This window comes from Pseudomonas sp. NFIX28, assembly GCF_900107395.1.
Lineage (GTDB): Bacteria > Pseudomonadota > Gammaproteobacteria > Pseudomonadales > Pseudomonadaceae > Aquipseudomonas.
The window spans coordinates 99,245-111,092 of sequence record NZ_FNPW01000012.1 but is presented as its reverse complement, the minus strand read 5'-3'; the positions used below and the strand labels follow the sequence as shown (position 1 = coordinate 111,092).

Here is an 11,848-nt window from a genome sequence, read left to right as displayed (position 1 = left end):
CTTCTTGCTCGTGATAGCATTCGCGCCTATGAAGTTTTCAGCACGATTTACCAGTGGCTTGTTGCTGCTGTTCACAAGCTGCGCGGTACTGGCGCAAAGCGAATTGGACGTCAGGGTCAAACCCTCCAACGATGAACTCAAGGCCAATGTGGAAGGCTACATTGGCGGCGTTGGCGATCGTGACGAGGAAGCCTTGCTGCGTTTCAGCCGTGGTGCCGAGGAGCAGGCGCGCAAGGCTGCCCAGGCCCTGGGCTACTACCAGCCGCAGATCAGCAGCGAAGTCAAAGGCGGTGAAAAGCCGCGCTTGGTGCTGAACATCGATCCCGGTGAGCCGGTCCACCTGCGCAACGTCACCATTCGGGTCGACGGCCCCGCGGCCTCCCTCAAGGGCTTTCGTGTACCCAAGAGCGACCAGCTCAAGAGCGGCGCGGTCCTTAATCACGGCCATTACGAAGACGCCAAGCGCCTGATCCAGAACCAGGCCTCGCGCTATGGTTTCTTCAGCGGGCGTTTCACCCGCCAGAAGCTGGCCGTGGACCCCCAGGCCGGGGTCGCGGATATCGAACTGGTGTACGAAAGCGGCCCGCGTTATGCCCTGGGCAAGGTCAGCTTTGCCGGCGACACGCCGTTCGACGAGGACCTGCTGCAACGCATGGTGCCGTTCAAGGCCGGTACGCCCTACGATTCCGAACTGATCGCCGAACTCAACCAGGCGCTGCAATCGAGCGGTTACTTCGAGGGCGTGCGGGTCGACGCGGCGCCAACCGCGGCCGCCGCCGAGGTGATTCCCGTTGCGGTCCAGCTGGAAACCCGCAAGCCGCGCACCATGGGCCTTGGCCTGGGTTTCTCCACCGACGTCGGGCCGCGAGCCAAGGCCAACTGGACCCGGCACTGGGTCAACGCCGAAGGCCACAGCTATGGCTGGGAGGCGGAAGTCTCCGCGCCGCGACAGAACGTCGGCCTGTTCTACGACATACCGCTGGACCCGCCGCTGACCGACAAGCTGCGTTTTGCCGGCGGCTACCAGAACGAAGAAATCTCCAATACCGACACCCTGAGCAAGTTGCTTACCCTGGGCCCGGAGTGGCACAGCAAACTGCCCAGCGGCTGGCAGCGGGTCGTCTCGCTGAAGTGGCAGCGCGAGGAATACCGCCTTGGCGACGACTCGGGCCTGAGCACCCTGTTGATGCCCGGCGTCAGTTATTCCTACCTGCGCAGCGACAACCGCATCGATCCGCACAATGGCTATCGCCTGCAATTCGACACCAAGGTGGCCAAGGAGGGGCTGGGCTCGGACACCAACCTGCTCTACGGCACGGTGCTGCTCAAGGGCCTGACCACGGCGTGGGACAACCACCGTTTTCTCGGGCGTGTGCAGTTCGGCGGCAGCGCCACCAACGGCTACAAGAAGATCCCGCCGTCGCTGCGCTTTTTCGCTGGTGGCGATCAGAGCGTGCGCGGTTACGACTACCAGAGCCTGTCGCCGGAGAACTCCGACGGCGACCGGATCGGCGGGCGCTACATGGTGGCCGGCAGCGTCGAGTATCAATACGCCATCGCCGAGAAATGGCGCCTGGCGACCTTTGTCGACCAGGGCAATTCCTTTGACAAGCTCGAGCTGCCGAACCTCAAGACCGGGGTCGGTGTCGGCGTGCGCTGGGTGTCCCCGGTGGGGCCGATCCGCCTCGACCTGGCCCACGCGCTAGACGACGAAGGCGGCATTCGGTTGCACTTTTCCATGGGGCCAGAGCTGTGAAGCGTGCTTTGAAGATCGCGGCGCTGACGCTGCTTGCATTGGTGGCGGTGCTGGTACTGGCGCTGGCTTCGATACTCGGCACCCAGGTCGGCAGTCGCTGGGCCCTGGGCCTGGTGCCGGGCTTGACGGTGGAGAACTTCGCCGGACGCCTGGGCGGGCAATGGAGTGCCGAGCACCTGTTATGGCAGCAGGACAGCAGCCGGGTCGAACTCCAGGCGCCGAAGTTCGCCTGGTCGCCGGCGTGCCTGATGCGCATGACTTTGTGCATCGAGCAACTGGATGTGGAGCAGGTCAGCCTGCAATTTCCGCCGGGCGCGGAAGAACCGAGCAGCGGCCCGATCAGCCTGCCAGACCTGCAACTGCCGCTGGCCATCGAGCTGGGCCAGGTACGGGTCGGCAGCCTGCGGTTCAATGGCACCGAGGAGCTCAAGGGCCTGCAACTGGCGGCGCAGTGGACGGCCAAGGGTTTGCAAATCGACTCGGTAAGCCTGCAACGCGACGACCTCAGCCTGAATCTTTCGGGGTTGTTGTCGCCCAGCGGCGATTGGCCATTGAACGCCGCTGGCACCCTGACCCTGCCGGCACCGGGCGGCGAACCCTGGGCGCTGGCGCTGAAGGTCGACGGCGAGCTGTTGAAAACCCTCAAGCTTCATGCTGACAGCAGCGGGTATCTGCAAGGCCGGTTGAGCGGCGAACTGCAACCGTTGCTGGAGAACCTGCCGGCGCAGGTGCGGATCACCGCTGATGGCTTCAAGCCCAGCGCCGAGCTGCCCGATACCTTGATGCTCAACCAGCTGGAACTGACCGGCAAAGGCGATCTCAAGGCGGGTTACCAATTGCTGGGCAAGGCCACCCTGCCAGCCGAGCAGGGGCCGGTGGCATTGGCGCTGCAAGGTAAGGTCGACGCCAAGGGCGCGCAGATCGCTGCGCTGGACCTGACCGCCAACGACAAGCAAAATCTCAAGCTGACGGGCCAGCTGGACTGGAGCCAAGGCCTGAACGCCGAAGCCAGGCTCGACTGGCTGGATTTCCCCTGGCATCGCCTGTATCCGCTGATCGAAGAGCCGGCGGTGGCGGTGCGTCGTTTCAATGCCGAGATCGCCTACCGCGATGGCAACTACCTGGGCAACTTCAAGGGCGACCTCGATGGCCCGGCGGGAGCATTCAGCCTCAGTAGCCCGTTCAGTGGCGACCTGACGAAAATCTTCCTGCCCCAGTTCAAGCTGGCCGCCGGCCAGGGCAAGGCCGAAGGCCACCTGAACCTGCAGTTCGCCGACGGCATCGCCTGGGATACCGCCCTGGACCTGTCGGCGATCAACCCGGCGTACTGGGTCGCCGAGCTGCCGGGCACTTTGGCCGGGCCGCTGCGCAGCCAGGGCGAGATGAAGAACGAGCAGCTCAAGCTCAACGCCGACCTCGACCTCAAGGGCAAATTGCGCGGCCAGCCCGCGGTGCTGCAAGCCAAGGCCGATGGTGCGGGCGAGCAGTGGAACCTGAGCGCCCTGGACATCCGCCTGGGCGACAACCGCATCAACGGCTCCGGTAGTCTGCAGCAACGCCTGGCCGGGCAGCTCGATATCAAGCTGCCACGCCTCGGTCAGTTGTGGCCCGAACTGCGTGGCCAGCTCAATGGTCGCGTCGATGTGGCCGGCACCCTCAAGGCGCCGCAGGGCAAGCTCGACTTGCAAGGCCAGCAGTTGGTGTTCGCCGACAATCGCCTGCAGAGCCTCAAGCTCGACGCCAACCTCGACAGCGCGCAACGGGCGCGGATCGATCTCAAGGGGGCCGGCATCCAGCTCGGTGAAACCTCGCTGGGCACGCTGACGGCCACCGGCCAGGGCGATATCAAGAACCAGAAACTGCAACTGGACTTGCAAGGCCCGCAGCTCAAGCTGGCCCTGGGCCTGGACGGCAAGCTGGACCAGGGCAACTGGCGCGGGCGCCTGGCCAGCGGCGATATCCAGACCGGCGGCCAGGATTGGAAGCTGCAAGCCCCGGCCAAGCTCGAATACCTGGTCGACGGCAAGCTCAATTTCGGTGCCCACTGCTGGGCCAGCGGCGACGCCAGCCTGTGCGGTGAGGATCAGCGGCTGATGCCCGAGCCCAAGTTGCGCTACCACCTCAAGCAATTCCCGATCGACAGCCTGGCGCAGTGGCTGCCCAAGGATTTTGCCTGGAAGGGCCGGCTCAACGCCGATATCAAGCTGGACGTCCCGGCTGGCGGCCCGCAAGGGCGGATCCTGCTGGACGCCAGCGGCGGGACCTTGCGGGTCAAGGAAAAACAGCAGTGGCTGGATTTCCCGTACCAGACGCTGAAACTCGACACCACCCTCAACCCCAAGCGTATCGACACGCAGCTGGCGTTCAGCGGCGGCAAGCTGGGCGAACTGATGTTGCAGGCGCAGATCAATCCGTTGCCGAAAAACAAACCGCTGTCCGGTGAATTCCGCCTCAGCGGCCTGGACCTGGCGGTGGCGCGGCCGTTTGTGCCGATGGTCGAGAAACTGGCCGGGACCTTGAACGGCAGCGGGCGCATTTCCGGTGGCCTGCTGGCGCCGCAGGTCAATGGCAGCCTGGCGCTCAGCGGTGGCGAAGTCTCCGGCCCCGAATTGCCCACCAGCCTCCAGGACTTGCAGTTGCAGGCGCTGATCGCCGGTGAAAGCGTGCAGTTGAACGGCGGCTGGAAGAGCGGCAAGGCCGGGCAGGGCAGTCTCAACGGCAATATCGCCTGGGGCCAGGCGCTGGTGGTGGACCTGAACCTCAAGGGTTCGCAGTTGCCGGTCACCGTCGAGCCCTACGCGAAACTGGAAGTGGCGCCGGACCTGAAGATTTCGATGAAGGACGACAGGCTGGCGATTGCTGGCAAGGTCCAGGTGCCGCGGGGTGAAATCACCATCCGCGAATTGCCGCCGTCGACGGTCAAGGTGTCGGACGACACGGTGATCATCGGGCACCAGACCGAAGAGGGCAAAGCGCCGATGGCCATGGCGATGGACATCGACGTGGTGGTGGGCGAGGACAAGCTCAGCTTCTCCGGTTTCGGCCTGACCGCCAATCTGCAGGGCCATGTGCACATCGGCGACAACATGGATACCCGCGGCGAGCTGTGGCTCAACGACGGCCGCTACCGCGCCTACGGCCAGCGCCTGACCGTGCGCCGCGCGCGCCTGCTGTTCGCCGGGCCAATCGACCAGCCGTACCTGGACATCGAGGCGATCCGCCAGACCGATGACGTGATTGCCGGTATCCGCTTAAGCGGCAGCGCCGAACAGCCGACCACGCAGATCTTCTCGGAGCCGGCCATGAGCCAGGAGCAGGCATTGTCCTACCTGGTGCTCGGGCGTCCGCTGAGCACCACCGGCGAAGACAACAACATGCTGGCACAAGCCGCCTTGGGCCTGGGCCTGATGGGCAGTTCGAACATCACCGGCGGGCTGGCCAAGAACCTGGGGATCGACGACTTCCAGCTCGACACCCAGGGCAGCGGCAACACCACCAGCGTGGTGGCCAGCGGCAATATTTCCGAGCGCCTCAGCCTGCGTTACGGGGTGGGGGTCTTCGAGCCGGCCAACACCATCGCCTTGCGCTACAAGCTGAGCAAAAAGGTCTACCTGGAAGCGGCCAGCGGCGTCGCCAGCTCGCTGGATATCTTCTACAAGCGCGACTTCTGACAGCCGGCGGCGCCGTCCGGTCCCCTTTGGCGAGGTGACTGCGTCGGCGCCATGGCCCATCAGCCGCCCATTTTCTTCCCTCGTTTCTTTCTTCTTCGCGACTTCCATTAATTAGCTTGATAGTAAGCATGCTAATTATTGTTTGGATATTGGCTGCCTAGGCAGTAATATCTCGACACACTTTCGCTGCCCAGGCAGCCAGCAGGCAGTCAGATGAAGCATTTCTCCCCAGACGATTTCCACAATTGCCACCTCGGGCTCTTGCTGGGCCGCGCGGCCCTGCTCAAGGACCGCATCATCGACACGCACATGGAGCCCCACGGCATCACCGCCGCGCAGTTCAAGGTGCTGATCATCATGGCCCAGTTCGGCGTCGACACCCCGGCCGAGCTGTGCCGCCACCTGTCGCTGGACAGCGGTTCCATGACCCGCATGCTCGATCGCCTGGAGCAGAAGGATTTCCTCGCCCGCCAACGCTCGGAGCATGACCGCCGCCAGGTGCGCCTGGTGCTCACCGACGAGGGCCAGAAACTCGCCAGCTGCCTGCCGGAGATTGGCGCCGACGCCATGAACGAGCTGGCGGGCGCCATTACTTCCGAAGAGTTGAAAACCCTGGAACGGATTCTCAAGAAAATTTTGCTGGCGGCCGGCGACCCGATCACCGTGCTGCGGGTAGGTGACAAGTAAATGAGCGGTAAAACCTTGCGTACCCGTTTGAGCCTGGTGCTGCTGGCCATGAGCCTGGCCGGTTGTGCCAACTACAGCGGCCTGAAAACCGAAGGGGTGAGCCTCGATGCCCAATCCCTCCAGGCCGGACAATCCTTGAATGGCGTGACCCTGTCGCCGGCGGCCTGGCCCAGGAGCGACTGGTGGAAGAGCCTGGGCGATCCGCAGCTCGATGGCCTGATCCGCGAAGCCCTGCACGACAGCCCCGACATGCAGATCGCCAGCGCCCGTGCCCACCAGGCCAGCGCCACCGCCTATGCCGCGGACGCGGCACGCATGCCGACCCTGGACGCCAGCGGCAGTGCCAGCCGCTCGCGCCTGGCTCGCTCGCAAGACCCGAGCGGGCAGGGCGACAACTACAGCACTCTGCGTAGCCTGACTGGCAGCTTCAGTTACACCTTCGACCTCTGGGGCGGCCAGCGTGATGCCTGGGAAGCCGCCCTGGGCCAGGCCCGCGCCGCCGAGGTCGATCGCCAGGCCGCGCAATTGACCCTGGCCGCCGACGTGGCCCGGGCCTACAGCGACCTGGGCCAGGCGCATATCGTCCATGACCTGGCCGTTGAAGACCTCAAGCGCACCCGGCAGATGCTCGACCTGGGCCAGAAGCGGCTGGGTTCGGGCATCGACAGCCAATACCAGTTCCAGCAGACCGAAAGCCTGGAGGCCAGCGCCGAAGCCTCGCTGATCGACACCGAGAAGAAACTGCAGAGCGCCAAGATTGCCTTGGCGGTATTGCTCGGCAAAGGCCCGGACCGGGGTAACGAAATCGCCCGGCCGAAAGTCCTGCAGGCCAGCGCGGTGGCGCTGCCGTCGGTGTTGCCGGCCGAGCTGCTGGGGCGCCGTCCGGACCTGGTGGCCGCGCGCTGGCGGGTCGAGGCGGCGAGCAAAAGCATCGATGCCAGCAAGACTCGTTTTTATCCCAACCTCAACCTGAGCGCCGCCGCCGGCACGCAATCGCTGCTGGGGGATGCAATGTTCGGCTCGGCCAGCCGCTTCTTCAATATCGCCCCGACCGTGTCGCTGCCGATCTTCGACGGTGGGCGCCTGCGCGCCGACCTGGATACCCGGGATGCCGACTACGACCTGGCCGTGGCGCAGTACAACAAAAGCCTGGTGAATGCCTTGGGAGATGTCAGCGACACCCTTTCCCAGTTGCGTGACATCGGTCGGCAGATCGCTGCCCAGCAGCACGCCACCGACATTGCCCAGGAATCCTACGACACCGTGGTCCAGCGCTACGGCTCGGGTATCGGCAATTACCTGGACGTGCTCAGCATCGAGCAGCAACTGCTGCAGGCCCAGCGCCAGCTGGCGACCCTGAATGCCGAGCAGATCGACCTGTCGATCCAACTGATGCAGGCCCTGGGCGGTGGTTTCCAGACCGACAACTTGGCCGCGGCCACCCCGACCCCGGCCTCGCGCCCTCAATAATTCAAGGTACTTATCATGGCCACTGCCGAAACCGACAACGCTCCCGACAACACCGCGGATACCGCCAACCCGCGCAAACGCAAGGTCATGCTGCTGGGCCTGGCGGCGCTGGTGGTCCTGGGCGGGCTGGGGGTCTTTGCCTGGCACGAACTCTACGGACGCTGGAATGAAAGCACCGACGACGCCTATGTAAACGGCAACGTGGTGGAAATCACTCCGCTGGTCACCGGCACGGTGGTCAGCATCGGCGCCGACGATGGCGACCTGGTCCAGGAAGGCCAGGTGTTGATCAACTTCGACCCCAACGATGCCGAGGTCGGCCTGCAAAGCGCCGAAGCCAACCTGGCCCGTACCGTGCGCCAGGTGCGTGGGTTGTACAGCAATGTCGATGGCATGCGCGCCCAGGTGGCGGCGCAGAAGGCTGAAGTGCAGAAAGCCCAGGACAACTTCAACCGCCGCCGGACCCTGGCCAGCAGCGGGGCGATTTCCCAGGAAGAGCTGTCCCACGCCCGCGATGACCTGACCTCGGCCCAGAACGCTCTGGCCAACGCCCGGCAGCAGCTCAACACCACCAACGCGCTGGTGGACGACACCGTGGTTTCGAACCACCCGGACGTGCAGGCGGCGGCCGCGCAACTGCGCCAGGCCTACCTGAGCAATGCCCGCAGCACCCTGATCGCTCCAGTGACCGGGTACGTCGCCAAGCGCACCGTGCAACTGGGCCAGCGGGTGCAGCCGGGCACCGCGTTGATGGCGGTGATCCCCCTGGACCAGCTGTGGATCGACGCCAACTTCAAGGAAACCCAGCTGCGTGACATGCGCATTGGCCAGCCAGTGGATATCGAGGCCGATATCTACGGCAGCGAGGTCAAGTACAGCGGCACCGTCGACAGCCTGGGCGCCGGCACCGGCAGCGCCTTCGCCCTGTTGCCGGCGCAGAACGCTACCGGCAACTGGATCAAGATCGTGCAGCGGGTGCCAGTGCGCATCCACGTGAATGCCGAAGAGCTGGCCCGGCATCCGCTGCGGGTCGGCCTGTCGACGGTGGTCAACGTCGACCTGCATGACCAGAGCGGCCCGGTGCTGGCCCAGCAGCCGCCGCAAAAGGCTTCGTTCAGCACCAATGTCTACGAGCGTCAATTGGGCGAGGCCGATGCCCTGATCGCCCGCCTGATCCACGACAACAGCGCCGCCGAAGGCAAGACCGCGCAGCGCTGATTCGCCGATCCCTCTGCTGCGGCCGTTAGCGGTCGCGGCACCAGCCTCGCTTCATAGGATTTGCGATGAGCAATAACGCCTCTTTCACGCCGCCCAGCCTGCTGCTTAGCACCATCGGCCTGTCGCTGGCGACCTTTATGCAGGTGCTCGACACCACCATCGCCAACGTGGCCTTACCGACCATTTCCGGCAACCTCGGGGTGAGTTCGGAGCAGGGCACCTGGGTGATTACGTCGTTTGCCGTGAGCAACGCCATCGCCTTGCCGCTGACCGGCTGGCTGAGCCGGCGCTTTGGCGAGGTGAAGCTGTTTATCTGGGCTACCTTGCTGTTCGTGCTGGCCTCGTTCCTTTGCGGGATTTCCACCTCCATGCCCGAACTGGTGGGCTTTCGTGTGCTGCAAGGGGTGGTGGCCGGGCCGTTGTACCCGATGACCCAGACCCTGCTGATTGCAGTCTACCCACCGGCGAAAAGGGGCATGGCCTTGGCGCTGCTGGCGATGGTCACGGTGGTGGCGCCGATTGCCGGGCCGATCCTCGGGGGGTGGATCACCGACAGTTACAGCTGGCCGTGGATCTTCTTCATCAACGTGCCGATCGGCCTGTTCGCCGCCTGGGTGGTCAAGCAGCAACTGAAGGCGCGGCCGGTGGTGACCAGTCGCCAGCCGATGGACTACATCGGCCTGCTGAGCCTGATCGTCGGTGTCGGTGCCTTGCAGGTCGTGCTCGACAAGGGCAACGACCTGGACTGGTTCGAATCCAACTTCATCATTATCGGTACGCTGGTTTCGGTGATTGCCCTGGCGGTGTTCGTGATCTGGGAAATGACCGACCGCCATCCGGTGGTCAATCTGCGGCTGTTCGCCCATCGCAACTTCCGCATCGGCACCATTGTGCTGGTGGGCGGGTATGCCGGCTTCTTCGGTATCAACCTGATCCTGCCGCAGTGGTTGCAGACACAGATGGGCTACACCGCGACCTGGGCCGGCCTGGCGGTGGCGCCGATCGGCATCCTGCCGGTGCTGATGTCGCCCTTCGTCGGCAAGTACGCGCACAAGTTCGACCTGCGGTTGCTGGCCGGGCTGGCGTTCCTGGCCATCGGCCTGAGCTGCTTCATGCGCGCCGGTTTCACCAACGAAGTGGACTTCCAGCACATCGCCCTGGTGCAGCTGTTCATGGGCATCGGCGTGGCGCTGTTCTTTATGCCGACCCTGAGCATCCTGATGTCGGACCTGCCGCCGCATCAAATCGCCGATGGCGCGGGCCTGGCCACCTTCCTGCGGACCCTGGGTGGCAGCTTCGCCGCGTCGCTGACCACCTGGATCTGGATTCGCCGGGCCAACGAGCACCACGCCTACATGAGTGAACACATCAGCAGCTTCGAACCGGCCACCCGCGATGCCCTGGGCATCTTGGGCGGCGCCGGCAACCAGGCTTATGCGCAGCTGGACCAGGTCCTGACGGGCCAGGCGTACATGATGTCCACCGTGGATTACTTCACGCTGCTGGGCTGGAGTTTCATGGGGCTGATTCTTTTGGTGTGGCTGGCCAAGCCGCCGTTCACCGCCAAGGCCGGGCCGGCGTCGGCGGGGCATTGATATCTGGGCACTGATATCGGATAGAGCAATCGCGAGCAAACTCGCTTCTACAAGGGGAGGTACTTTTTTGTAGGAGCGAGCTTGTTCGCGATAGAACGCCCAGCGTTTGCCTGGAGGGCCTCGCAAGGCCCTTCGGGCCTTATCGCAGCCTGCGGCAGCGGCTACAGGCGGGGCAATGCCTGCGAGGGTACGAAGTCGAAAGCCGCCAGCTGCAGGCCCTGTTCGTCCACCTGCAAGGCCCAGCCCTGACGGTCCCAATCCCCCAGCACGATGCGCTTGGCCGCTTGCTCGCCAATCTGCAACTTGTGGATGGCCGGGCGGTGGGTATGGCCGTGGACCAGGGTGCGCACATTGAATTCCTGCATGATCCGCGGCACTTCGTCCGGGGTCACGTCGACAATGTCGTTGGCCTTCATGCGGGTTTGCGCGCGGCTTTCGTTGCGCAGCTTGCGCGCCAGCTTGTGCCGGGTACGCAGCGGCAGGTGCCTGAGAATCCACAGGGAAACCGGGTTGCGCAGGTAACGGCGCATGCGCATATAGGCTTCGTCACGGGTGCACAGGCTGTCGCCGTGCATCAGCAGCACCGGCTCGCCGTAGAAGTCGACCACGCTCGGGTCCTTGAGCAGGGTAGCGCCCGCGGCCTTGCAGAAGGCCTTGCCAAGCATGAAGTCGCGATTGCCATGCATCAGGAAAACCTGCGTGCCGCTGTCGCTGAGCTCGCGCAGTGCCTGGCAAATGGAAAGCTGGTAGGGGGTCATGGCGTCGTCGCCGATCCAGACCTCGAAGAAATCTCCCAGGATGTACAGCGCTTGCGCCGAGCGGGCACGCCCGCCGAGTAAATCCAGAAACGCCCGGGTAATGTCCGGGCGTTCCTCTTCCAGATGCAAATCTGAAATCAGCAGTATCACTCAACGATCTCGGCTTTCTCGATGATCACGTCTTCTGCCGGTACGTCCTGGTGGCCAGCCTTCATGGTGGTGGCCACGCCTTTGATCTTGTCGACCACTTCGGTGCCAGCGACCACTTTGCCGAACACTGCGTAGCCCCAGCCCTGGACGGTCTTGCCGCTGTGGTTGAGGAAGCTGTTGTCAGCAACGTTGATGAAGAACTGCGCGGAAGCCGAATGCGGCTCCATGGTGCGGGCCATGGCGACGGTGTACTTGTCGTTGGAAAGACCGTTGCCGGCTTCGTTCTGGATGCTTGGACGCTTGTCTTTCTTTTCTTTCATGCCTGGCTCGAAACCGCCGCCCTGGATCATGAAGTTACCGATGACGCGGTGGAATACGGTGTTTTCGTAATGACCGGCTTTAACGTATTCAACGAAGTTGGCCACGGTAACCGGGGCTTTCTCGGCGTTCAGTTCCAGCACGATGTCGCCGTGGTTGGTGGTCAGTTTGACTTGGGTCATGATCGGTACTCTTTATAAGGAGGAGCGTTTTCAAGGAATTCCC

The 11,848-nt window shown here is 64.0% G+C and carries 8 protein-coding genes; 6 read left to right on the top strand and 2 right to left on the bottom strand.

Features of this window, described 5'->3' with window-relative positions:
* Positions 1 to 28: 28 nt before the first annotated feature.
* The 6 genes from BLV20_RS21840 (at position 29) to BLV20_RS21815 (ending at position 10,397) form a co-directional block, all read left to right on the top strand.
* Positions 29 to 1,756: an autotransporter assembly complex protein TamA gene (locus BLV20_RS21840; RefSeq protein WP_092304535.1), complete on the top strand. Its 1,728-nt coding sequence runs from the start codon at positions 29 to 31 to the stop codon at positions 1,754 to 1,756.
* Positions 1,753 to 5,427, top strand: coding sequence for a translocation/assembly module TamB domain-containing protein (locus BLV20_RS21835; protein WP_092304534.1), 3,675 nt, complete (start codon positions 1,753 to 1,755; stop codon positions 5,425 to 5,427). The genes BLV20_RS21840 and BLV20_RS21835 overlap by 4 nt, the downstream gene beginning before the upstream one ends.
* A gap of 213 nt (positions 5,428 to 5,640) precedes the next feature.
* Positions 5,641 to 6,114, top strand: coding sequence for a MarR family winged helix-turn-helix transcriptional regulator (locus BLV20_RS21830; RefSeq protein WP_092304533.1), 474 nt, complete (start codon positions 5,641 to 5,643; stop codon positions 6,112 to 6,114).
* Positions 6,115 to 7,584 (top strand): efflux transporter outer membrane subunit, encoded by a 1,470-nt coding sequence (locus tag BLV20_RS21825; RefSeq protein ID WP_092304532.1) that lies wholly within the window; start codon positions 6,115 to 6,117, stop codon positions 7,582 to 7,584.
* Positions 7,585 to 7,599: 15 nt separating this feature from the next.
* On the top strand, positions 7,600 to 8,802 hold the full coding sequence (locus BLV20_RS21820; RefSeq protein ID WP_092304531.1) for an HlyD/EmrA/EmrK family protein: 1,203 nt from the start codon (positions 7,600 to 7,602) through the stop codon (positions 8,800 to 8,802).
* Between the two features lie 65 nt (positions 8,803 to 8,867).
* Complete coding sequence (locus tag BLV20_RS21815; protein ID WP_092304530.1) at positions 8,868 to 10,397, top strand: DHA2 family efflux MFS transporter permease subunit; 1,530 nt, start codon at positions 8,868 to 8,870, stop codon at positions 10,395 to 10,397.
* Positions 10,398 to 10,558: 161 nt separating this feature from the next.
* Here BLV20_RS21815 and lpxH read toward each other — a convergent pair whose 3' ends face one another.
* Positions 10,559 to 11,305, bottom strand: coding sequence for a UDP-2,3-diacylglucosamine diphosphatase (gene lpxH, locus BLV20_RS21810; protein ID WP_092304529.1), 747 nt, complete (start codon positions 11,303 to 11,305; stop codon positions 10,559 to 10,561).
* Positions 11,302 to 11,805, bottom strand: coding sequence for a peptidylprolyl isomerase (locus tag BLV20_RS21805; protein ID WP_092304528.1), 504 nt, complete (start codon positions 11,803 to 11,805; stop codon positions 11,302 to 11,304). Before BLV20_RS21805 ends, lpxH begins: the two co-directional genes overlap by 4 nt.
* Positions 11,806 to 11,848 lie beyond the last annotated feature (43 nt).

What these genes read in the sequence shown, in the direction of transcription:
- BLV20_RS21805 (WP_092304528.1), bottom strand. Translation starts at nt 11,805, where the DNA reads ATGACCCAAGTCAAACTGACCACCAACCACGGCGACATCGTGCTGGAA.
- BLV20_RS21840 (WP_092304535.1), top strand. Translation starts at nt 29, where the DNA reads ATGAAGTTTTCAGCACGATTTACCAGTGGCTTGTTGCTGCTGTTCACA.
- BLV20_RS21825 (WP_092304532.1), top strand. Translation starts at nt 6,115, where the DNA reads ATGAGCGGTAAAACCTTGCGTACCCGTTTGAGCCTGGTGCTGCTGGCC.
- BLV20_RS21820 (WP_092304531.1), top strand. Translation starts at nt 7,600, where the DNA reads ATGGCCACTGCCGAAACCGACAACGCTCCCGACAACACCGCGGATACC.
- BLV20_RS21815 (WP_092304530.1), top strand. Translation starts at nt 8,868, where the DNA reads ATGAGCAATAACGCCTCTTTCACGCCGCCCAGCCTGCTGCTTAGCACC.
- BLV20_RS21830 (WP_092304533.1), top strand. Translation starts at nt 5,641, where the DNA reads ATGAAGCATTTCTCCCCAGACGATTTCCACAATTGCCACCTCGGGCTC.